At 63.1% G+C, this 20,203-nt stretch carries 20 protein-coding genes, 1 tRNA gene and 1 pseudogene; 11 read left to right on the top strand and 11 right to left on the bottom strand.

Going from position 1 to position 20,203, the window contains the following annotated elements:
• Window positions 1-1,365: 1,365 nt before the first annotated feature.
• The 3 genes and pseudogenes from istA to AC01FP_RS12175 all read left to right on the top strand — a co-directional run bounded on the left by istA (window position 1,366) and on the right by AC01FP_RS12175 (window position 3,632).
• The gene (istA, locus tag AC01FP_RS12185) at window positions 1,366-2,925 is read left to right on the top strand and encodes an IS21 family transposase (protein WP_474480537.1); all 1,560 of its coding nucleotides are present in this window, start codon (window positions 1,366-1,368) and stop codon (window positions 2,923-2,925) included.
• A pseudogene (locus tag AC01FP_RS12180) lies at window positions 2,813-3,094 on the top strand (ATP-binding protein); the annotation flags it as partial. The gene istA and the pseudogene AC01FP_RS12180, both read left to right, overlap by 113 nt.
• 115 nt (window positions 3,095-3,209) lie before the next feature.
• Window positions 3,210-3,632, top strand: coding sequence for an ATP-binding protein (locus AC01FP_RS12175; RefSeq protein WP_474480543.1), 423 nt, complete (start codon window positions 3,210-3,212; stop codon window positions 3,630-3,632).
• 529 nt (window positions 3,633-4,161) lie between these two features.
• On the opposite strand, the gene AC01FP_RS12170 is transcribed toward AC01FP_RS12175, so the two are convergent.
• The 4 genes from AC01FP_RS12170 to AC01FP_RS12155 all read right to left on the bottom strand — a co-directional run bounded on the left by AC01FP_RS12170 (window position 4,162) and on the right by AC01FP_RS12155 (window position 7,482).
• On the bottom strand, window positions 4,162-5,136 hold the full coding sequence (locus AC01FP_RS12170; protein WP_474480535.1) for an Rpn family recombination-promoting nuclease/putative transposase: 975 nt from the start codon (window positions 5,134-5,136) through the stop codon (window positions 4,162-4,164).
• 457 nt (window positions 5,137-5,593) lie between these two features.
• Window positions 5,594-6,244, bottom strand: a complete 651-nt coding sequence (locus tag AC01FP_RS12165; protein WP_474480533.1) for an RES family NAD+ phosphorylase — start codon at window positions 6,242-6,244, stop codon at window positions 5,594-5,596.
• On the bottom strand, window positions 6,222-6,848 hold the full coding sequence (locus tag AC01FP_RS12160) for a hypothetical protein (RefSeq protein WP_474480531.1): 627 nt from the start codon (window positions 6,846-6,848) through the stop codon (window positions 6,222-6,224). The genes AC01FP_RS12165 and AC01FP_RS12160 overlap by 23 nt, the downstream gene beginning before the upstream one ends.
• Before the next feature lie 382 nt (window positions 6,849-7,230).
• Window positions 7,231-7,482 carry a DUF2442 domain-containing protein gene (locus tag AC01FP_RS12155; protein WP_474480541.1) on the bottom strand — a complete coding sequence of 84 codons (252 nt, stop codon included), beginning with the start codon at window positions 7,480-7,482 and terminating at the stop codon, window positions 7,231-7,233.
• Here AC01FP_RS12155 and AC01FP_RS12150 point away from each other — a divergent pair.
• Complete coding sequence (locus AC01FP_RS12150; protein WP_474480545.1) at window positions 7,442-7,633, top strand: hypothetical protein; 192 nt, start codon at window positions 7,442-7,444, stop codon at window positions 7,631-7,633. The genes AC01FP_RS12155 and AC01FP_RS12150 overlap by 41 nt on opposite strands.
• 388 nt (window positions 7,634-8,021) lie before the next feature.
• Here AC01FP_RS12150 and AC01FP_RS12145 read toward each other — a convergent pair whose 3' ends face one another.
• Together AC01FP_RS12145 and secA are read right to left on the bottom strand one after the other, a co-directional pair.
• Window positions 8,022-8,282 (bottom strand): type II toxin-antitoxin system VapC family toxin, encoded by a 261-nt coding sequence (locus AC01FP_RS12145; RefSeq protein WP_474480529.1) that lies wholly within the window; start codon window positions 8,280-8,282, stop codon window positions 8,022-8,024.
• A 5-nt stretch (window positions 8,283-8,287) separates the two neighbouring features.
• Window positions 8,288-11,074, bottom strand: a complete 2,787-nt coding sequence (secA, locus tag AC01FP_RS12140; protein WP_474480527.1) for a preprotein translocase subunit SecA — start codon at window positions 11,072-11,074, stop codon at window positions 8,288-8,290.
• Window positions 11,075-11,153: 79 nt separating this feature from the next.
• Here secA and AC01FP_RS12135 point away from each other — a divergent pair, with 79 nt between their 5' ends.
• Both AC01FP_RS12135 and AC01FP_RS12130 read left to right on the top strand, forming a co-directional pair.
• Entirely contained in the window at window positions 11,154-11,453 is a 300-nt protein-coding gene (locus tag AC01FP_RS12135; protein WP_474480525.1) for a type II toxin-antitoxin system VapB family antitoxin, read from the top strand.
• Window positions 11,450-11,860, top strand: a complete 411-nt coding sequence (locus AC01FP_RS12130) for a type II toxin-antitoxin system VapC family toxin (RefSeq protein ID WP_474480523.1) — start codon at window positions 11,450-11,452, stop codon at window positions 11,858-11,860. The genes AC01FP_RS12135 and AC01FP_RS12130 overlap by 4 nt, the downstream gene beginning before the upstream one ends.
• Before the next feature lie 9 nt (window positions 11,861-11,869).
• Here AC01FP_RS12130 and cysE read toward each other — a convergent pair whose 3' ends face one another.
• Window positions 11,870-12,628 carry a serine O-acetyltransferase gene (cysE, locus tag AC01FP_RS12125; RefSeq protein WP_474480521.1) on the bottom strand — a complete coding sequence of 253 codons (759 nt, stop codon included), beginning with the start codon at window positions 12,626-12,628 and terminating at the stop codon, window positions 11,870-11,872.
• A 105-nt stretch (window positions 12,629-12,733) separates the two neighbouring features.
• Between cysE and AC01FP_RS12120 the strand changes: the two genes are divergently transcribed.
• A tRNA-Gly gene (locus AC01FP_RS12120) sits at window positions 12,734-12,805 on the top strand.
• A gap of 4 nt (window positions 12,806-12,809) precedes the next feature.
• On the opposite strand, the gene AC01FP_RS12115 is transcribed toward AC01FP_RS12120, so the two are convergent.
• The 3 genes from AC01FP_RS12115 to miaA all read right to left on the bottom strand — a co-directional run bounded on the left by AC01FP_RS12115 (window position 12,810) and on the right by miaA (window position 15,571).
• Entirely contained in the window at window positions 12,810-13,799 is a 990-nt protein-coding gene (locus AC01FP_RS12115; RefSeq protein WP_474480519.1) for a GntR family transcriptional regulator, read from the bottom strand.
• A 210-nt stretch (window positions 13,800-14,009) separates the two neighbouring features.
• On the bottom strand, window positions 14,010-14,615 hold the full coding sequence (gene infC, locus AC01FP_RS12110) for a translation initiation factor IF-3 (protein ID WP_474480517.1): 606 nt from the start codon (window positions 14,613-14,615) through the stop codon (window positions 14,010-14,012).
• 35 nt (window positions 14,616-14,650) lie between these two features.
• Complete coding sequence (gene miaA / locus AC01FP_RS12105; RefSeq protein WP_474480516.1) at window positions 14,651-15,571, bottom strand: tRNA (adenosine(37)-N6)-dimethylallyltransferase MiaA; 921 nt, start codon at window positions 15,569-15,571, stop codon at window positions 14,651-14,653.
• Window positions 15,572-15,710: 139 nt separating this feature from the next.
• Here miaA and gyrB point away from each other — a divergent pair, with 139 nt between their 5' ends.
• Entirely contained in the window at window positions 15,711-17,681 is a 1,971-nt protein-coding gene (gene gyrB / locus AC01FP_RS12100; RefSeq protein ID WP_474480514.1) for a DNA topoisomerase (ATP-hydrolyzing) subunit B, read from the top strand.
• Window positions 17,681-17,986: an SH3 domain-containing protein gene (locus AC01FP_RS12095; protein WP_474480512.1), complete on the top strand. Its 306-nt coding sequence runs from the start codon at window positions 17,681-17,683 to the stop codon at window positions 17,984-17,986. Before gyrB ends, AC01FP_RS12095 begins: the two co-directional genes overlap by 1 nt.
• Window positions 17,987-17,995: 9 nt before the next feature.
• On the opposite strand, the gene AC01FP_RS12090 is transcribed toward AC01FP_RS12095, so the two are convergent.
• Complete coding sequence (locus AC01FP_RS12090) at window positions 17,996-18,466, bottom strand: glutathione peroxidase (RefSeq protein ID WP_474480510.1); 471 nt, start codon at window positions 18,464-18,466, stop codon at window positions 17,996-17,998.
• 87 nt (window positions 18,467-18,553) lie between these two features.
• Between AC01FP_RS12090 and mgtE the strand changes: the two genes are divergently transcribed.
• Together mgtE and AC01FP_RS12080 are read left to right on the top strand one after the other, a co-directional pair.
• A complete protein-coding gene (gene mgtE, locus AC01FP_RS12085) occupies window positions 18,554-19,936 on the top strand; it encodes a magnesium transporter (protein ID WP_474480508.1) in 1,383 nt (460 codons plus the stop codon).
• Between the two features lie 106 nt (window positions 19,937-20,042).
• Window positions 20,043-20,203 (top strand): sigma-70 factor domain-containing protein (locus AC01FP_RS12080; RefSeq protein ID WP_474480539.1); only part of this gene is annotated, 161 nt, incomplete at its 3' end.

The raw sequence follows: 20,203 nt of genomic DNA, 5'->3' as shown, positions 1-20,203 counted from the left end.
CTCAATTCCGTGCACCACCTCGTGAACCCTTAATATTGGTAAATCAGGAGTTGCGACACTGGTTTTAGGTTTACCAGGCGGTGAATTTATATTACTGGCCACTTTTTCTCCCCGCGAGCCACTCCTGCACCCCGGCCCCGGCGCTGTATCAGAAGCACCAAGGCTGTAAAGCCCCCTTCTAGCTTCGCGAATCGTTGCCCGGGCCCCAAGTTCAGACTCCTTCCGCTCCTCAGCAGCTCGCCATGGCCGCACCGAGCTGGGTTGGGGCCGACGTAAACCTCCTATTGGTGCCGCCCGAAAGCCAGAAGGTCGTGCAGTGTCGTTGCTTTGCTTGGCCAAGGCTGCCTCGGCTCATCCCCCCCCCCGATCAAGTACGGCTGCCGATCTGAACAACGCGGTGTTTCAGGAGCAGCGACCGGCGGTGTGGTGACAGGCCAGCAATAAATCTCGCGGCGATGACCAATGCGCACCACCAGGGTCACCAGTTCGCTGCGCTGCCATTGCTTCGAATTCACCCTCGAGGGCAGAGCCGGCAGCAGGGGTCTCGCTGAGCAGGTCGATGGTCCAACCGCGCGCACCCAATCAGCCTTGGCGACCACGGCCACAGGACGTACCGGTTCCTGCGCAGCTGCAAATCAGGCGTGGTGAGTTGGAAGTGGCGAATCAGCTGTTCCCCGCCAGCCAGGCCGCCAGGGCTTCCAGCTGCTCCAGCGGCAGCGGCTGGGTCGAGGCCCAGCGCATTGGCGGCGGCGGCTGAGCCCGGCAGCAGCTCGCGGATCAGGTCGGGGGCACCTTGGAAGATGCGGTAATACATGCAGACGGTGTTAACTGGCTGCGGGCGCTTGCTTGCGAAAAGGTAGCCGCGGCTTGGGGTTCGCTCTGGTGCGCCTGGAGGCTCAGGGGGTAGTCCTTCTGATGCACTCAAAGAAGAATCACAGGCTCACCGGCTGCAGCTAGAAGCCGCGCGGCCTTCTGGTCGAAGGTCACCAGTTGTTCGCTGCCTAGGAGCGTGTCGATCTGCTTGTGTGGTTTGTCGGCTCCCACTATGGAGCGCTCCTTGATTCTGTTCGGCTGTACCGAATCCTGAACGTGGCCGAAACCCCCTGCGCCGCAGCAGCCCGCCATAGGTGCAGCAAGCAGTGCAGATTTTTGCTTCGGTTGGCCATGGCCCCTCGGCCCATAGCCCCACGAGCGAGAACGACTGCTGCCATCAACCGGCAGGTGAGCGCCTGTCCGCCGACAATGAAGTTGGCCGGTCGGCGACAAGCTCGTTGGCCGGTGGGGTGAGTGCTGGAGAGCCTGGTGCCGATGCGCAGGGACCAGGGGATGCCGGCACCACTTACCAGTCACCAACGCAACCTGTACATGACGAAACGACGAGGTGGCAGCAGCCAGGAGGCTGCTGCCGCAGCGGCTGGCATCTCAGTGCGCAGCGCCCGCCGGATTGAGAGGAACCAGCTGCAGCCCAGGGCGAACCAGCTCCGTGGACGCACCCGGCCCGATCCGCTGGAGGGTGTCTGGGAGGAGGAGCTGGTGCCGCTGTTGCAACGTGCGCCAGCGTTGACACCGATCACTCTGCTGGAACACCTGCAGCGGCAGAAGCCCCATGTCGACTGGATTCCTCTGCAACGGACCTTGCAAAGGCGGGTGCGGGAGTGGAAGGCGTTGCATGGCCCGGATCCAGAGGTGATCTTCCCTTTGAGCTACGAGCCAGGCGAGATCGCCTTCTGTGACTTCACCCAACTCAAGGGGGTGGAGGTGACGATTGCTGGCGAGGCATTCCCCCATCTGCTGTTCCACTACCGCCTGGCATGGAGCGGCTGGAGCTACGCGCAGGTGGTGCAGGGCGGCGAGAGTTTCGTCGCCCTCTCGGAGGGTCTGCAGAACGCCCTGGCGGCCTGCGGCGGGGTGCCGGCGGAACTGCGCACCGACCGGTTGTCGGCGGCATGCCGCAACCGCAACGGCAGTTTTTCAGCCGACATCACCCCCCGCTATCACGCCCTCTGCAGTCACTACGGCCTGGCCTACAGCCGCAACAACCTGGGGGTGGCGCATGAGAACGGCCGTGTGGAGAGTCCCCATGGCCATCTCAAACGGCGGATCGAACAGGCGCTGCTGCTACGTGGCAGCAGCGATTTTGAATCGCTGGCGGCGTATCAGGACTTCCTCTCTGAGGTGATCGAGCAATACAACCGACCGCGGCTGGTCCGGCTGGAGCAGGAGAAACCGGCGCTGCGGCCGTTGCCGCGCTTTCGCTTTGCCGATTACGACATCGAGCAGCTCACGGTGCGGCGCACCAGCACGATCGAGGTGCGCAGGGTGGTGTATTCGGTGCCGCCGCGGCTGATCGACCAGCGGCTGACGGTGCGGATTTTCCACGACCGGCTGCAGCTGCTTCTGGGCCGGCAGATCGCCTGCGAACTGGCGCGGCTCCATGGCGGCATCGAGCGCCATGGGCGGGCTTGGAGCATTGATCTGGAGCATCTGATCGATGCGCTCAGGCGCAAACCCCGGGCGTTGCTGCACTGCCGTTATCAGCGGGAGCTGTTCCCCGATGAGCGCTGGTGGCAGCTGTGGCAGCAGCTGCGCAATAGCGGTGATCGCGACGCTGCCGCTCGGCTGATGGTCGAGGCGCTGTATGTCGGCTGCCGAGTGGCCGGCTACGAGCCGGTGCTGGCCTGGCTCGAGAAGGCCCATCAACGGCAGGGGCTGTCGCTGGCGGCGCTGCAGCAACGCTTCCGGCTGCCGCCCCATCGCCCCCACCCGCCACAACGCATTTGCCAACACACGCTGCAGAGCTATGACGACCTCCTTGTTCTCCATCCCGCGGCCCCAGGCGGCGCAAGCCGCCCTGCCGATCCTGTTGCGACAGCTGCGGTTGGCATGGATCCGCTCCCACTGGCAGAGCATCGCCTCGCAGGCTGAGGCGGAAGGCTGGAGCCACAGCCAGTTCCTCTATGCCCTGTGCGAGCAGGAGGTGGAGCAACGCCAGCAGGCCCGCCAGCACCGGCTTCTGCGAGCGGCCCATCTGCCCTGGAGCAAGGCCCTGGCGGACTACGACCATGGCGGCCGGATTGAGGCCGCCCAATGGCAGGAGCTGGAAGCCCTGAGCCGCCAGAGCGAATGGCTGCAGCGGGGCGAGAACGTGCTGCTGTACTGCTTCGCAGAAGCGCAAGCGCTACGGCCCCAGCGGTGTAGGCAAAACCCACCTGGCGGTCGGCATCGCCCTGGCGCAGATCGCTCTGGATCAGGCCTGCCGCTTCTACCCGGCCACGAGCCTGGTGCAGGAGCTGCAGAAAGCCCGCGCCGAGTACAACCTCCCGGCAGCGCTGGAGCGGCTGGATCGTTACCCGCTGCTGCTGATCGATGACATCGGCTATGTACGGCGGGATGAACAGGAGAGCAGCGTGCTGTTTGAGCTGATCTGCCACCGCTATGAGCGTCGTTCGGTGCTGATCACCGCCAACCAGCCGTTCACCGCCTGGGATGAGATCTTCCCAAGCAGCTCGATGACCGTCGCGGCGGTGGACCGGCTGGTGCACCACTGCCACATCATCGAGATCAGCGGCGACAGCCACCGCCGCGCGCAGGCAAGCCGGCGCAGCGGCAGCCAACAGCCAAAGCAGCCATAGAGAAGCGGAGAACAGCCCGGGAGATTGTCGTCCGGCGACAACCTGGCGCCGATGGAAGCAGGCCCCGGTAGGGAGCTCCGCACGAGGTTGGGGCGGAGGGTTTAGCAGAGATCCCAGTAGCCCACCGGCCAACGTGGTTGTCGCCTGGTGCCGATCAGAGGAAGCCAGTGCTGGCAATGGCTCGGACTGATAGGTGGCTCAGTTTTCGTGTCGCCTCCAGCGTGATCGCCCCCGGTTGTCGCCGGCGACAACCGGGGGCGATCAGTTCCCCTCAGCGGCCAACTTGATTGACGCCAATCGGCCAAGGGGCTTGACGCGGGACAAGCGCCAGCCCAGCTGAAGTCAGCTGTATCGCGGCCCGGGCTTCAAAGCGCTAGAGCCGGCACGCAGGGGTGTCGCAGAGCAGGTCGATCACCTCAACCACCCGCACCCGATCAGCCTTGGCGACCACGGCCACGGGTCGTATCGGTCCCTGCGCAGCTGCAAATCAGGCGTCGCGAATTAGGCGCGGTAAATCAGGAGCGGCGAATCAGCCGTTCTTCGCCAGCCAGGAGCTCAGGTCGGCCGGGCCCTGGAAGTCGAGCAGAGCATCGGCCAGGGCTTCCAATTTCTCCACTGGTAGGGCCCGGATCTGGGCGGTGGTGGCTTCGCTCAAGGGTCCGCAGCGGCGGTTGAGGAGGCGAAGGGTAACTTTGGCGGCTTCCTGGGCTTTGCCCTCCTGGAGCCCCTCTTGGCGCCCCTCTTGGCGGCCTTCTTGGCGGCCTTCTTGGCGGCCTTTGGCTTCGCCCTCCTGGCGGCCCTCCTGTCGGCCCTCAGCAAGCCAGTCCTGTACCGCCCTGGTGTGGCGGATCTCCTCAAGGGGAATGCCGGCAATCACCATGATTTGCTCTGCACTGAAGTAAGGAAACCGTTGAGCCAGCATAGCCAGCACAACCGTGTCCAGATCAGGGCGGCTGGCGAGGATCTGCTGACTGCTGGCCGCCAGCTCGCTTTCGGGTCTCGACGGCAAGGTGAGCAGGTTCAGCAGCGGATCGAGATCCGGCTGCTGGCTCAATGCCTCCAGGCTGATCCAGTGCACCTCCTCCAAAACTGCCTGCAGCAGCCGGGGCGGATTGGATGGTCCCAGTCTCAGGCGGTGATGGGGCGCAATCACCACCACCTCCAGGTGCTCCACCCTGGGGTGACGCTGCACAAAGCGCAGGCTTTGGGCTGAGAGGCGCCCGTGGAAACCGGGATCCGGGTGCATCTGTACCTCCAGCAGCACCACCGGAAACTGCGGGCTGCCGGTTTCGGCGCAGCCCGTGCTTTCCCTTGGCCAGAGCACGCCATCGAGGCGGTGGCTGAGCTCCTTGATCTCAAGAGCTTCAAAGCGATAGAGCTGATCGCCGGGAGCGCCTGGGTCGAGGCCCAGCGCGTTGGCGGCTGCGGCTGAGCCGGGAAGCAGCTCACGGATCAGGTCGGGGGCGCTCTGGAAGACGCGGTAATACCAGCGGTCGGTGTTCACTGGCTGCGGGCGCTTGCTGGCGAAAAGGTAGCCGCGGCTTGGGGGTGGGGCTGCAGCCCGTGCGGGGCTTGGTGGCGCTGGGTGTTGCTGGGGCGCGGGGGCCTCGGGGTTCGTTCGGGCTGGGAAACTGGCGGCTCAGTGGGAAGCCAGCCGCCATGCCAATTTGCGCGCCTCCATGGGTTTGTACAGCCTGAATCTGTACAGCTGTACAGACTCCTGCACAGTTGCAAATTAGAGGGGGGAACTAGGTGTTGCGCATAGAGAAGGGCAGGTTGCGGTTGCCGCCATACACGGAGCATCTGGACGCGCTTGAGGGCTGGTCGTAGGTGGTTCGTTTCGGCTGGGTTCGGATGGGGCCGATGATCCCCGCCCGCTCCCAGCGGCAGATCTCGAAGCTCCCATCCTTGAGCTCCTCTTCGCTGCCTGCTCGCTAAGGCTCCTGGTGCAAGGTGACTGGTCATCCCACCAAGCCCCAGCCGTGGGCATCGAGGATCTCCAACACGGCAGGTTCTGGGGAGATTGCAGGCCAATGCATCAGATCGCCGAGGCATTCCTCCTCCCAGGCATCGGTGCAACGCTCGTAAAGCGCCAGGTTGGTGCCGCGGGGCAAAAGGCGCGAGGGATAGAGCAGCCCATCGGGTTGCTCAGCCGCCTCGTGCCACCAGCGCGACCAGGCCTGGCACACCGGCAACTGCTCGCAGGTGCTGAGCAGCTGGGCATCAAGGTTCAGGCGGGCCAGGGCCGCCCCCCTGAGATCCAACACCTGCAGATCACGGCGAGCGGTGAGCATGGAAATGCAGCGCTCCTCCAGTTCCTGGCGGCTGAGGAACTTCACGGCCGCCGGAAGGTGGCTGGCCATCACTTGATGGCCAAAAGTTTCAGCAAAGGCCGTCTCCAGATCGCCCGCCACATAGAGCACGCCAAAGGCAGCATCAGGAGCATTCCAACGGCCCTGCCCATGCCGTCCCCAATGAAGTGCACTGGAGTGGTGGCAGCGATGGATCCGAATCCACTGGCTACCGGCAGCAATTCGCAGCAGACGCAGCCCTTGGGCCTGTTGCGTCGGCGGCAGCGGCAGGCGCACGTCAGCGAGCCAATTGGCAGCCAAAATGGCGTGCCTTACGGCTCACCTCCTCCAAGGCCAGTGGTTCGGCTCGACACAGCAGAGCGGTCGGGGTGTCGCCCAGCTCAGGGTCAGGGCTCAGCAGAAAGCGCACCTGGGCCGGGCCGCTGTCGGTGTCTAGCAGGGGCAACACCGCTTCCAGGGCTGGCCACACCCGCCCGCCGGCCAGATCGAACTGAAAGGCCGGATACACGGTGTGTTTGCCATGGCGCCAACCGAGCAGCCGCTTGCGATCGCGCCGCTTGCGCACTCCCTCGCCACTCAGCCCGAGCAGTTGCTGCACCTCTGCGGAGCTAAGGCTGCCGCCGCTGGACTTGAGCAGCTGGGCTAGGGCCTGCTCGCCCCGCAGCCGTAGCAGCGCGTGCCGCGGCGGTGGCGTGGGCTCCAAGCGCCAGGCCTCGATCACCAGCTCTGTGAGCAGACTGAGGTCGTCGAGGGCCACGGGAGCCGGCCGATGACTCATCGCCTGTACAGGCCCTCCCGGCAAGGCCAGTTTGCTCAGAACCAACTGATTCACGCGCAGCAGCAACGCGCTCGCCTGGGGGTCGCCCGCAAGTACAGACGCAGGCCCCGACTCCTGAACAGCCATGACGGCAACCTCGAGCTTGCTGGGCGGGTTGGCTTTGTCAGTATGGCGCACTCATCGGGACAAAGCCAACTGGGTTGGGTTGATGGCCTGGGGTTCGGTGGCACCGGGGTTCGTTCCGGCTGGGAAACCTGGCGGCTCAGGGGGAAGCCAGCCGCCATGTCAATTTTGGCGCCTCCATGAGTTTGTACAGCTGTACAGACTCCTGCACAGTTGCAAAACAGAGGGGCCGCAGCAGCGGTTGGGTTGGCAGAGGGTGACCTTGGCTTCGCCTCGGCAAGCCAGTTTTGTACAGCCCTGGTATGGCGGATTTCTTCCCGGGGGATGCCGGCAATCACTCACCACCGCACTGGCAGCGTGAGCAGCACCAAATCAGAACATCTAGTCAGAACTTCGCCTTAAGAGGGTAACGACCGGGGTGACGGATTGAATCCAACGAAAGATCAACGTCAAGATCAGGCCAATAAAGATGTGAACCAGATGGCCGAACCACATTCAGAACCTGATCGATCGTTGCCGATCTGAACCAAGGGAATTCAGAAAAGGGTAATGCCAGCTCTTCGTCGTCAACCAAAACCCAGAGGCAATGCCCTGAGATGTTGGTGACCTCAGCGTCCAAAGCGATCGTTCCAGGCATTGATAATCTCCTGTTGACGAGACTGAACAAGGCGTTCGGCTTGGCCGAGCTTCGCCTCGCCGTCGGGGTGGCTGACATGAACGTGCATCCGACTTTCCTCCCGAGAGAAGAAGTAAAAACGGAATTCACCCTCACGAAAGACGGTGGGTGACAAGCGCCCTCCTCTTCAGCCACGTCATCATAGTCATTATGATCCATACTCCCCGGCGGTTCTGGATGGGTTGGTGTGCGCTATCTCCGCCTCAGGCATCGTGTTCCTTCCTCGTCCAGTGATCAGCACCGTTTCAGTCACAACCGCTCCGGATGCGGCACGAAACCCGGGTGGCGTGAACGATTCCGTACAGGCTGTACTGAATCCTGAACAGCCGAATCAAGGCCCCTCTTCAGCTGTTGGCGGCCAGCCAGGCGGATAGGTCGGCTGGGCCCTGGAAGTCGAGCAGGGCCAGGATCTGGGCGGTAGTGCCACCTTGGCTGCTTCTCGGGGGATGCTGGCCCCATCTGGGCTTCGCGAATCAGGGCCGCCGCCTTTGGAGAGCCCCTCAGCCGCGATGCAGTGTCACGTCGTAACCAGGCCAATGGGCGGTTTCAATGACATGGCCATTGAGTACTGGCAGGAGCACCGCACCAGCGGCGAGGCTCTGATCACGAAAGGCAGACGGTGCCACAGACAGCTTGCCCAGACGGTGCTTTATAGAAACCTCCCAGATGCTTGCGGCCATCAGTTCACGGGTTTCGGGGCCTAGCCGAGGATCGTCGAGGAGCCACCAGAGCATCACCTGGGTGTCGAGTAACAGGCGCATCAGCTTCAGGCAGTAGCTCCTTGGGGCGCCGGCGCCGGCTGGAACATAAACATTGAGTAAATCACGTTGCGGCGCATCTGGGTCATCATCTCCAGGAACATGTCGTAGCCCTCATTCTTGTACTCAATCAGCGGGTCTTTCTGGCCATAACCGCGCAGGCCCACCGATTCGCGCAGAGCATCCATGGCCTGCAGGTGTTCGCGCCAGAGTGTATCGATCTGCTGGAGGATGAAGTAGCGCTCCGCTTCCCGCATCAGCCCCGGCCGTTGTTGCTCCACCTGACCCTCCTTGATGTCGTAGGCATTACGCAGCTGCTCCTGCAGGAAGGCCTTGAGCTCCTCCACCCCTAAACCCTGGAGCTGGTCTGGAGTGAGATCTTCCAGGATATAAATAAACTCCTTGGTTTTGTCCACCAAGCGGCTGAGATCCCACTCCTCAGGTGGTAGCTCCGGGTTGACGTAGGCCTCCACGATGTCTTCGACGGTGCGCTCGCCGTAGCCGATCACCTGGGCCTTGAGCTCCCGGCCTTCCAGTACTCGGCGCCGTTCGGTGTAAACGGCTTTGCGCTGGTTGTTCATCACCTCGTCGTATTCGAACACCTGCTTGCGGATGTCGTAGTAATAGGTCTCCACCTTCTTCTGGGCCCCTTCCAGCGAGCGAGTGAGCATGCCCGATTCGATTGGCATGTCTTCCTCCACCCGGAAGGCATTCATCAGTCCGGCCACCCGGTCGCCGCCAAAGATGCGCAGCAGGTTGTCTTCCAGCGACAGGAAGAAGCGGGTTGAGCCCGGGTCACCCTGACGGCCGGCGCGGCCGCGCAGTTGATTGTCAACTCGGCGCGATTCGTGACGCTCGGTGCCGATCACGTGCAAGCCACCGGCCTCACGCACCTGCTGCTCGTTTTGCTTCACCATGGCGTCGTATTCAGCCTTGACCTGGGCGATGCAGTCGCGCAGGGCCTGGATCTGGGGGTCCTCGCTGGGGGCCTTTTCGGCTGCCTGGGCGATGCGGTCTTCCAGCTCCAGCAAGGTGAGCTGCCGGTCGCCCCACGCATTCACAAGAGCCTTGGCGAGGGTAGCCAGCTCTTGCTCGCTGGCTTCGCTGAGGCTGCAGGGATAGAGGCTCCCCAAACTGCGGGCCTCACGCACGGCCTTCGCCGAAGGGATGGGCCGGTGCTCATTTTCCGGGCGCACCAGCTTGGGCAGCAGCACCTCCCGCAGCTTGAGGCGCGCCATGTAATCGCTGTTGCCGCCCAGGATGATGTCGGTGCCACGGCCCGCCATGTTGGTGGCGATGGTCACGGCGCCGGCCCGGCCTGCTTGGGCAACGATCTCGGCTTCCCGCTCCACGTTTTCGGGCTTGGCGTTCAGCAGGTTGTGGGGGATGTCTTGCTCAGCCAGCAGGGCACTCAGCAACTCCGATTTCTCCACGCTGGTGGTGCCCACCAGCACTGGTCGGCCGCCCTTATGCACTTCGGCGGTTTCCAGGGCGACAGCGCGCCACTTGGCGGTTTCGGTTTTGTACACCTGGTCGGTCCAGTCGGAGCGTGATCGGACCCGGTTGGTGGGCACGATTGCCACTTCGAGTTTGTAGGTCTTCTCGAATTCCACCTCTTCGGTTTTGGCGGTACCGGTCATGCCGGCTAGGCGCGGGTAGAGCAGGAAGAAGTTTTGGTAGGTGATCGAGGCGAGAGTTTGGGTCTCGGGCTGGATCTCCAGCTGCTCTTTGGCCTCAATCGCCTGGTGCAGGCCGTCGCTCCAGCGCCGCCCTGGCATCACCCGGCCGGTGAATTCATCAACGATCACCGCATCGCCGTTGCGCACGATGTAGTTCACGTCTCGGGCAAACATCTCCTTGGCCTTGAGGGCATTGCCGATGAAGTGGGCCCAAGGGTCTTCTGGGTTGAAGAGATCGCTCACACCCAGCTGCTGCTCGGCCTTGGCGTAGCCCTCGTCGGTGAGGGTTACGTTGCGCTGCTTCTCATCAACTTCGTAGTCGCCCTCTGGGTCGATGCCGTCTTTACCCAGCTCGGCAGAGCGCTCCAGCAGCTCAGCCACCTCGGCGGCGCGGCGGTATTTCTCCTGGGGACGCTCGACCTGGCCGGAGATGATCAGCGGCGTGCGTGCTTCATCGATCAGGATCGAATCGACCTCATCGATCACGCAGTAGTTGGGTTGGCGCTGCACCACTTCAGCGATGTCGCTGGCCATGTTGTCGCGCAGGTAATCGAAGCCCAGCTCGCTGTTGGTGGCGTAGGTGATGTCGCAGGCGTAGTTGGCCCTTCGGGTGGCTGGCGTCATCTCCTGCTGGATTAGGCCAACCGAGAGCCCTAAGAAGCGGTGCACCTGCCCCATCCACTCAGCGTCGCGGCGGGCTAGGTAGTCGTTCACCGTCACCACGTGCACGCCTCGGCCGGTGAGGGCGTTGAGGTAGGAGGGCAGGGTTGCCACAAGGGTTTTGCCCTCGCCGGTTTTCATTTCAGCGATTTGACCGTTGTGCAGCACCATGCCGCCGATCAGCTGCACGTCGAAGTGACGCATGCCCAGCACCCGCTTACCCGCCTCGCGCACCACGGCAAAGGCCTGGGGCAGCAGCTCATCGAGCAGGGACCGCTCCTTGGCCGCGTTGCCCGCTACCTGCTCAAGCTTTAGGCGAAACTCGCCGGTGAGGCCGCGCAGCTCGTCGTCGGAGAGGGGGGCGATCTCCTCCTCGAGCAGGTTGATGTCTGAAACGATCGGCTGGTAGCGCTTCAGCTTGCGGGCATTGGGATCACCCAGCAGCAGCTTGAGCATTGAGGCGGACTTGCCAGCACAACCATCATCTTACCGGGGGGCTGTTGGGAGCAGCTTCAGGCCCGCCGAGCTGGGTAGAATGAAAGTCAGTTTCTACCCAGCTGGCGCCATGGGCATGAACATCAAAGACCCTGAGGTCCATGCCATGGCGAGGGAGCTGGCCGCCCGGCGTTCCACCAGCGTCACCGATGCAGTGCGCCAGGCACTGCGAGCGGAGCTGGCCCGCTCCCCCAGTCCTGAGGGCCCCCGTGCCGCTGAGGCCAAAAAAGCAGCGGTTCGGGCCATTTGTGCGCGCTTCAGTGCTCGGCCTGAGTGGCAAGGCCGCACTAGTAAGGAGCTTCAGGAAGCCCTTTACGACGATCAGGGGTTGCCGAAATGAGCCGGCTTGTGGCCGAACTCGTGATCGACCCCTCGGCTCTAATGGCTCTGCTGCTTCAGGAGGCTGAGGCTGAGCTGCTGCTTGCCGTGGCGGCTGAGGCTTCTGTGGTGCATCTCAGTGCGGCGTCGCGCGTCGAGCTCTGCTTGGTTTCAGAGAGTTCGCGCCACGGTTTTGAAGATAACGAGGTAGTGCAGCTGCTCCTCACCTTGGGCGTCCAGGTTGTGCCGTTTGATCAGAACCATCTCCACTGGGCCCTCCACGGCTGGCGCCACTTCGGCAAGGGCCGCCACCGGGCAGGCCTCAACCTGGGCGATTGCTTCAGCTACGGCCTAGCCATGGCCCTCGACCTGCCGCTGCTGTTCAAGGGCGACGACTTTGCCCGCACTGATGTGAAAGCTGCCATGTGAAAGCTGCGCTCAGCCCGTGATCCCAGGGTTGTCGCCGAGGAATTCCAGGATTTCGCGATCTTTGAGGTTTTGGGCGGCTCCGGTGCAGGGCTCCAGCAGGGGGCGGCCGGCGGCCAGCTCCCGCAGGCAGCCCTGGGTGCGGGCCAGCTCCATTTCCAACACGTCGATGCGCTCCATCAGGTTGCGGATCACATTCGCTTCCGTGTCTGGCAGGGCTGAGTGGGCTAGCGGGTCGATCCGCACCCCGCTCTGATGGATCACCCGACCAGGAATTCCCACCACCGTGCTGTCGGCCGCTACATCGCGCAGCAGCACCGAGCCGGCGCCGATGCGGGTGTTGGCACCCACGGTGATCGCCCCCAGCACCTTGGCGCCGGCGCCCACCACCACGTTTTCCAGCAGGGTGGGGTGGCGCTTGCCGTGGGCCTTACCGGTGCCGCCCAGGGTGACGCCCTGATACAGCAGGCAGCGGTCGCTGATCACGGCCGTTTCACCGATCACTACTCCCATGCCGTGGTCGATGAACACACCATGGCCGATCCGAGCGCCGGGGTGGATTTCAACGCCGGTAGCCAGTCGCCCCAGCTGACTCAGCAGCCGTGCCAGTAGGGGCAAGGGCGGCAGCCGCCGCCCCCAGAGCCAATGGCTGAAACGGTGCAGCGTCAGGGCGTGCAGGCCCGGGTAGCAGAGCAGGATTTCCAGCGTGCCTCGGGCCGCCGGATCGCGCTGCTTGATGATCGCCAGGTCGGCCTGCAGTGCCTTGAGCATGGGGCCATCCTGCCGGAGCCAGGTGGCCTTGGTTGGGGTTTGCCCAGCGTTTGACCGAGGGGCCCCCCTTCATGCATGATCCTCAAGTCGGCAGGGCCGATAAACGCGGATGTAGCTCAGTGGTAGAGCATCTCCTTGCCAAGGAGAGGGTCGAGAGTTCGAATCTCTTCATCCGCTTTAATTAATTCGCTTGCAGCCCAATCTCCTTGCGCAGGCCATCGATGGTGGCGGTGCCTAAGTAGCTCTGGGCGCAGTGCACCACCGGTATCCGAATCAGCTGGGCCCGGTTCAGGCGCAGGCTCTGCTCCACCAGCGACAGGCTGGGGCGGTCGCAGAGCACGTGGCTGGCAGCTCGCAGCAGGGCCAGCAGGCGACTGCCGGTGTCTGGGTTGGCAGTCATCACCAGCAGCTCGTTGCCGCGCATGCTGTGCAGGATCACCTCAGCAGCCCGCAGGATCCCCGGGCTGATGCTCACCAGGCCCACGCAGCTGCCTTGGCGTAGCTCCTTGAGTAAGTCGAGCTCGTTGCGGAAATCGTTGAGATCAACAGCCACCGCCCGTACGCCGTGCTGCTTGGCAATCTCCTCCACCGGCTGCAGGAAGTAACGGCTGGTCACCACCGTGCCGTTGTTGGATTCGGTGAGCACGGCCGCCAACTCCTCCATCGGTACTACCTCCACCGGCACCTCCAGGCTGGGCCTGAGCTCCTCAGCGATCAGCATCGAGGCACCGATGTCCTCGCGGGGGGTGCTGACCAGCACCCGGGCGCCACAGCGCAGGCGCCAGTCGATCTCGCGGGTGAGTAGGTCGCGGCTCTGCTGCAGGGTGCAGCCGGCATTCAGTAAGCCATCGACGCTCTGGCGCACCTGACGGTCGATGTCTGGCAGGGCCCGGCCCTTGGGCCCCGGCGGCGGCTTGATTTCCCGCGGCTTTTGCTGGTCGCGCACGTAGATGCCCGAACCCGCCATCGCTTCCACGACGCCGTCGGTTTCCAGCTGGCGGTACACCTTGCTGATCGTGTTGCGGTGCAGGCCGGTTTGCATCGCCAGCTGTCTGGTGCTGGGTAATCGGTGCCCCGGTGGGTAATGGCGGGCCGCAATGGCAAAGCAGATCTGGTTGTAGAGCTGCGTTGACGCCGGAATGTCGCTTTCCTGCTGGATGTGGAATCGCACGCCGGGGTTGGGCCAATTGGGCTGGTGGCCACCATAAGGAGGCTTGGCCCTGGGGACAATCCCCCAGTTGGCATACGCGCGTGTGCCGGTTGGGCTGGGTGCGAGTGGACGGCCCTCCAGGAGGTTGTACATCGGTACAACTTCCTGCACGCGAGAAAAAACAATGCCCGCCCGCCAATGTGCGCAGCCCTGGTCTCAGCTTAAAGCCCTTTAGAGCGCGGGATCTGCGGCCGAATTTGAAGTCGACTTGCCGTTGCCCTTGGGAGCGGCGGCCTTGCGGGGGCTCAGAAACATGATCATGTTGCGGCCTTCCCTCTTGGGGGGCTGCTGGATCTCGGCGTTGTCTTCGAGGTCTTTGGCCATGCGGTAAAGCAGCACTTCGGCTAGGGCGGTGTGCTGGATTTCGCGGTCGCGGAAAATCACGGTGCACTTCACCTTGTCGCCGTCTTTAAGGAAGCGCTGCGCCTGACCGATCCGCACCTGATAGTCGTGCGAGTCGATCTTGTAGCGCATCTTCACTTCCTTTACTTCCGTCTGGTGCGACTTCTTCTTGGCTTCCTTGGCCTTCTTTTCCTGTTCAAACTTGTATTTGCCGTAATCCATGATCCGGCACACCGGCGGATCGGCCTTCTCGCTCACCAACACCAGATCGAGATCGCGGTCCTTGGCAACCTCAAGAGCCTCCTCGCGGGTGATCACCCCCAGTTGACTGCCATCAGCATCAACCACCCTCAGGTTGGGGTAGCTGATGCGGTCATTGATGTTGGGCAGCTCCCGCACGGGAGCACGGCGGTCAAAACGGGGACGTGGGGGCATTCAGGGGCGTGAAGGATCGCGAAGTCGCTAACGCTTCACCCTAGTCCGCCTTCGACCAGTTGCAACGCTTGGGCTAATTGCCCCTCTTTGCTGCGCTCCTCCAGCCAGATCGGTGCGTGGCGCCGCCGAAACCAGGTGCGTTGCCGTTTGGCGAATTGGCGGGTGCGCTGCTCGCAAAGGCAGATTGCCTCAGTTTCGCTGAGCTCGCCAGCTAGCAGCTGCCGCGCCTCGGCGTAACCGATCGTGTTGAGCAGGGGTAGCTCCAACCCGTAGCGCTTAATCAGGGCTTCGGTTTCAGCTACTAGCCCCGCAGCAAACAGGCTTCGGGTGCGGCTGGCGATGCGGGCTTTCAGGTCGGCGGGGTTTAGGCCCAGCTCCAGCACTCGCCAGGGCGGCGGCGTGGCCCCCTGCTGGCTGGATAGGGGCCGCCCTGTGGCATAAAGCACCTCCAGGGCCCTTTGGGTGCGCACGGCATCGGCGGGGGCGATGCGGGCGGCGGCCACTGGGTCGCCCTGGCGCAGTAGCTGGTGGCAGAGGGGCTGGCCGAGGGCTGCCAGCTGGGCGCGCAGAGCGGCTTGGGGTGGCACCGCGGGTGGTTCCAGCCCCTGGGTGAGGGCCTGCAGGTAAAGGCCGCTGCCGCCTGCCAGCAGGGCCAGGGGCTTGCGGGCAAGTTCAGCGTTGAGCTGGGCCTCGGCGATGGCGCGGAATTCCTGCAGGTTGATCGGCTGGTCGGGATCGCGTAGATCCAGCAGCTCATGGCGGGCTTGGTCTCGCTGGGCAGCCGTCGGCTTGGCAGTGCCCACATCCATCTGCCGGTAGAGCTGGCGTGAATCCACGTTCAGCACCGCCAGATCCAGGGCCTGGGCCAGGGAGATTGCCAGGTCTGTTTTGCCGCTGGCTGTTGGACCCAGCAAAACGATGACGAGGGGTTGGCCTGCGGGCTCAGTGGGGCTCATGGGTCCACCTTGCCAGGGGGTGTCAGCCCGGGTAGGCGGTGGTAAATTGCTAATTGCAAAGGGCTTTTGGGCCCATTTGCGTCTTATTTGCCCCGGGATCTCGCCGTCCTGTGCCGAATCCCTGGGGAGACCTTCCTGCATGAGCGCTGAAAGCCAAGCTTCCACAAAAATTCAGGCCGCCTATGGCGCCGAGCAGATTCAGGTCCTGGAGGGCCTGGAGCCCGTTCGCAAGCGGCCGGGCATGTATATCGGCTCCACCGGCCCCCGAGGCCTGCACCACCTGGTGTATGAGGTGGTCGACAACGCAGTTGACGAGGCCCTAGCCGGCCACTGCGACCAGATCCTGGCGGTGCTCAACGACGACGGCTCTTGCGCCGTCACCGACAACGGCCGCGGCATCCCCACCGATATCCACCCGCGTACCGGCAAGAGCGCCCTTGAAACCGTGCTCACGGTGTTGCACGCCGGCGGTAAGTTTGGCTCCGGTGGCTACAAGGTTTCTGGCGGCCTGCACGGCGTTGGCGTGTCGGTGGTCAATGCCCTCTCCGAGTGGGTGGAGGTCACGGTTTACCGCCAAGACCAGGTGCACACCCAGCGCTTTGAGCGCGGCGCCCCGATCGGCATTTTGAAATCAGCCGATGGTGAGAAGGGCCGCACCGGAACATCGGTGTGCTTCAAGCCTGATATCGAGATTTTCTCGACTGGCATTGAGTTCGACTACCAGACTCTCTCGTCGCGTTTGCGCGAGCTGGCTTACCTCAATGGCGGGGTGCGGATTGTTTTCCGTGACGACCGCGCCGCGGCCCGCAATGCCGCGGGCGATGCCCATGAAGAGATCTATTTCTATGAAGGTGGCATCAAGGAATACGTCGCCTACATGAATAAGGAGAAGGATCCTCTCCACCCCGAAATCATCTACGTCAACCGCGAAAAGGATGGCGTGCAGGTGGAGGCGGCATTGCAGTGGTGTGTGGATGCTTATTCAGACAGCATTCTTGGCTTTGCCAACAACATCCGCACTGTTGATGGTGGCACCCACATCGAGGGTCTCAAAACGGTGCTAACCCGCACCCTCAACACCTTTGCCAAAAAGCGCGGCAAGCGCAAGGATGCCGATTCCAACCTGGCTGGTGAGAACATCCGCGAGGGCCTCACCGCGGTGCTATCGGTCAAGGTGCCCGAGCCGGAATTTGAGGGTCAGACAAAAACCAAGCTTGGCAATACGGAAGTACGTGGCATTGTTGACACGCTGGTGGGTGAAGCCCTTAGCGAATATCTAGAATTCAATCCCTCGGTGATCGATCTGATCCTCGAGAAGGCGATTCAGGCATTCAATGCTGCCGAGGCTGCCCGGCGCGCCCGAGAACTGGTGCGCCGCAAGAGCGTGCTCGAGAGCTCAACCCTGCCTGGCAAGTTGGCAGATTGCTCCTCCCGCGACCCTTCCGAGTCTGAGATCTACATCGTGGAGGGCGATTCCGCTGGTGGCTCTGCCAAGCAGGGGCGCGATCGGCGCTTCCAAGCGATCCTGCCTTTGCGGGGCAAAATCCTCAACATCGAGAAAACTGACGACGCTAAGATTTATAAAAATACTGAGATTCAGGCCCTGATCACAGGATTAGGCCTGGGGATCAAGGGCGAGGAATTTGATGAGAAAAATCTTCGCTATCACCGGATCGTGATCATGACCGACGCCGACGTCGACGGCGCCCACATCCGCACCCTGATTCTTACCTTCTTCTTCCGCTATCAGCGCGCCTTAGTCGAGGGTGGTTACATCTATATCGCCTGTCCCCCTCTCTATAAGGTGGAGCGCGGTAAAAACCACACCTACTGCTACAACGAGAACGATCTTAAAAATACGATCGCATCGTTTGGAGAAAAGGCCAATTACACGATTCAGCGTTTCAAGGGTTTGGGCGAAATGATGCCTAAACAGCTTTGGGAAACTACAATGGATCCCACCACCCGCACCATGAAGCGTGTCGAGATTGAAGACGCCCTCGAAGCGGATCGCATCTTTACAATTTTGATGGGCGACAAAGTGGCCCCGCGTCGAGAGTTCATCGAGGCCCATAGCGCCACCCTCGATTTGGCCCAGCTCGACATTTGATGGCTCAACCTGCAGCTTGGCGCTGGGCGGCCTTGCTTGGTTTTGCCCTGATCACTCCCGTTGGCTTGCCTGCCGGTGGGGCCGATCGTCGGCCTTTTGAACTGCGGCGGCGTTGTAGCGGCGACCCTTTGCTCTCCACCCGTGCGGTTGTGTTGCGGGCCGCTCCTGAGCAACGGGCGCCTGCCTTGCAGCAACTGGGGACCGGTGAGCCCCTGCGGGTGCTGCGCAGCTGGCGAGCTAGCTCCGGCCAGCGTTGGCTGCAGGTGCAGGCTGCTGATCGCCGCGGCTGGGTGCCGGCTGGTTGAGCGCGCCGGTTAGGCGGCTAGGGCGGCCTCGATGGCGCCCTTTAATTCGGCGGAATCGGGCTCCACGTTGCTCTTGTAGCGGGCTAGCACGGTGCCGTCCTTGCCTACCAAAAACTTCTCGAAGTTCCAGGCGACGGGGCCAGCTGGTTTGCTCTGGCTGAGGGTGGTGTACGGCTCTTCAGCCATCACAACTTTGTCGAGCAATTCGAAATTGGCGCCGTAGGTGGTGGAGCAGAACTGCTGGATCTCTGCCAGCGTGCCGGGCTCCTGGGCGCCGAAATCGTTGCAGGGAAAGCCGAGCACGGCCAAGCCTTGGGGTCCGTAGCTCTCCTGGAGCGTCTGAAGGCCTGCATATTGGCGGGTGAAGCCACAGCGGCTTGCCACGTTCACGATCAGCAGCACCTTGCCGGCCCAATCGCCCAGGCTGCGCTCGCCGCCCTTGGCATCGCGCACGGCCACATTGCTCACTGAGATAGCCATCGGTGCGGGTGTCATCAAGTGGCCGGACCATAGCGAGCCGGCGGCAGCCGCGACCCATAAACTCATAAGTGAGGCGTCGCGGTGCCCATGAGCGAAGCCAACGGGATCCAGGTGGCCGAGGTGGTCGCCCAACAGCTGGAAAGCCTGCTTGAGGCTGGCAACTACGACGGGGCCAAGCTGCTGCTTGGCCCCGTGCAGCAGGTGGACGCGGCTGAAGCGATCGGCAGCCTGCCGCGCACCCTGCAGGCCTTGGCCTTTCGGCTGCTTCCCAAGGATGAAGCGATTGAGGTCTACGAATACCTAGACGCGGCGGTGCAGCAGACGATGCTGGAACGGCTGCGCTCCGGTGAGGTTCTGGAGCTGGTGGAGGAGATGTCACCCGACGACCGGGTGCGGCTCTTTGATGAATTGCCCGCCAAGGTGGTGCGGCGCCTATTGGCCGAGCTGAGCCCGGCGGAACGGCGGATTACCGCCCAACTACTGGGCTATGAGGCGGAGACGGCGGGCCGGCTAATGACTACCGAATTCGTCGATCTCAAGGAGTTTCATAGCGCCGCCCAGGCCCTGTCGATCGTGCGCCGCCGCGCCCGCGACACCGAAACCATCTATTCCCTTTACGTCACCGATGGCTCCCGCCACCTCACCGGCATCCTGTCGCTGCGGGATCTGGTCACGGCCGACCCAGAGGCCCGCATTGGCGATGTAATGACCCGCGATGTGGTGAGCGTCGGCACCGACACCAACCAGGAGGAGGTGGCCCGGGCCATCCAGCGCTATGACTTCCTGGCCGTGCCGGTGGTGGACCGGGAGCAGCGGCTGGTGGGGATCGTCACCGTGGACGACGTGATCGACGTGATCGAGCAGGAGGCCACCCGCGACCTCTACGCCGCCGGCGCCGTGCAGGCTGGCGATGAGGATGACTACTTCCAGAGCAACCTTTTCACCGTGGCCCGGCGCCGGGTGGTGTGGCTCCTAGTGCTGCTGGTGGCCAACAGCGGCACCTCGGCGGTGATCGCTTCCCAGGAGTTGGTGCTCAAGCAGGTGGTGGTGCTCGCCGCCTTTATTCCGCTGCTGATCGGCACCGGCGGCAATGTGGGCGCCCAGAGCTCCACCGTGGTGATTCGGGGCCTAAGTACCCAGCGCATTCAGGCGATGGGCGCCTGGCGGGCGATCTGGCGCGAGGCTGTGGCTGGCGCCCTGTTGGGCTTGTTGATGGTGCTGGCGGTGGTGCCGTGGGCCGCCTACGTGGCAGGCAGCTGGTTAGTGGCCATGGCCGCCGGCCTGAGTCTGGTGGCGATCACCACCCTGGCTGCAACTGCTGGTGCCGCGCTGCCACTTCTGTTTGACCGCCTGGGCCTGGATCCAGCCCTGATGTCAGCACCCTTTATTGCCACCGCGACAGACGTAGCAGGGGTGTTTATCTACCTGCAAACTGCCTCCTGGCTGCTGCAGCGCGCGGCGCCCGGCTAAGCAGTGTCTGGGAGCGGCCTGAGTCACTGCGGCGGCTTTACGGGAATGTGAGAGGAGTTAACACTTCTTCAGGTTAGGCTTTACACATCTTCAAGCCTCTAGTGCCATGGTCGTCGCCATCGCTACTGCTCCCGGTGCAGCTTCTCCCGACAAGGCTGCTCGCTCCATGCCCGCTGCCGATGGCGACTTGGTGCGCAGCTACCTGCGTGACATAGGCCGAGTTCCGCTTTTATCTCACGAGCAGGAGATCACGCTGGGCCGCCAGGT

Source organism: Cyanobium sp. NIVA-CYA 375 (assembly GCF_056108345.1).
This window is presented reverse-complemented; position numbering and strand designations above follow the sequence as displayed.

What these genes read in the sequence shown, in the direction of transcription:
- secA (WP_474480527.1), bottom strand. Translation starts at nt 11,074, where the DNA reads ATGCTCAAGCTGCTGCTGGGTGATCCCAATGCCCGCAAGCTGAAGCGC.
- istA (WP_474480537.1), top strand. Translation starts at nt 1,366, where the DNA reads ATGACGAAACGACGAGGTGGCAGCAGCCAGGAGGCTGCTGCCGCAGCG.
- cysE (WP_474480521.1), bottom strand. Translation starts at nt 12,628, where the DNA reads ATGCTCAAGGCACTGCAGGCCGACCTGGCGATCATCAAGCAGCGCGAT.
- AC01FP_RS12135 (WP_474480525.1), top strand. Translation starts at nt 11,154, where the DNA reads ATGAAAGTCAGTTTCTACCCAGCTGGCGCCATGGGCATGAACATCAAA.
- mgtE (WP_474480508.1), top strand. Translation starts at nt 18,554, where the DNA reads ATGAGCGAAGCCAACGGGATCCAGGTGGCCGAGGTGGTCGCCCAACAG.
- AC01FP_RS12155 (WP_474480541.1), bottom strand. Translation starts at nt 7,482, where the DNA reads ATGCCTGGAACGATCGCTTTGGACGCTGAGGTCACCAACATCTCAGGG.
- gyrB (WP_474480514.1), top strand. Translation starts at nt 15,711, where the DNA reads ATGAGCGCTGAAAGCCAAGCTTCCACAAAAATTCAGGCCGCCTATGGC.
- infC (WP_474480517.1), bottom strand. Translation starts at nt 14,615, where the DNA reads ATGCCCCCACGTCCCCGTTTTGACCGCCGTGCTCCCGTGCGGGAGCTG.
- AC01FP_RS12130 (WP_474480523.1), top strand. Translation starts at nt 11,450, where the DNA reads ATGAGCCGGCTTGTGGCCGAACTCGTGATCGACCCCTCGGCTCTAATG.
- AC01FP_RS12145 (WP_474480529.1), bottom strand. Translation starts at nt 8,282, where the DNA reads ATGCGCCTGTTACTCGACACCCAGGTGATGCTCTGGTGGCTCCTCGAC.
- miaA (WP_474480516.1), bottom strand. Translation starts at nt 15,571, where the DNA reads ATGAGCCCCACTGAGCCCGCAGGCCAACCCCTCGTCATCGTTTTGCTG.
- AC01FP_RS12150 (WP_474480545.1), top strand. Translation starts at nt 7,442, where the DNA reads ATGTTGGTGACCTCAGCGTCCAAAGCGATCGTTCCAGGCATTGATAAT.
- AC01FP_RS12090 (WP_474480510.1), bottom strand. Translation starts at nt 18,466, where the DNA reads ATGGCTATCTCAGTGAGCAATGTGGCCGTGCGCGATGCCAAGGGCGGC.
- AC01FP_RS12095 (WP_474480512.1), top strand. Translation starts at nt 17,681, where the DNA reads ATGGCTCAACCTGCAGCTTGGCGCTGGGCGGCCTTGCTTGGTTTTGCC.
- AC01FP_RS12160 (WP_474480531.1), bottom strand. Translation starts at nt 6,848, where the DNA reads ATGGCTGTTCAGGAGTCGGGGCCTGCGTCTGTACTTGCGGGCGACCCC.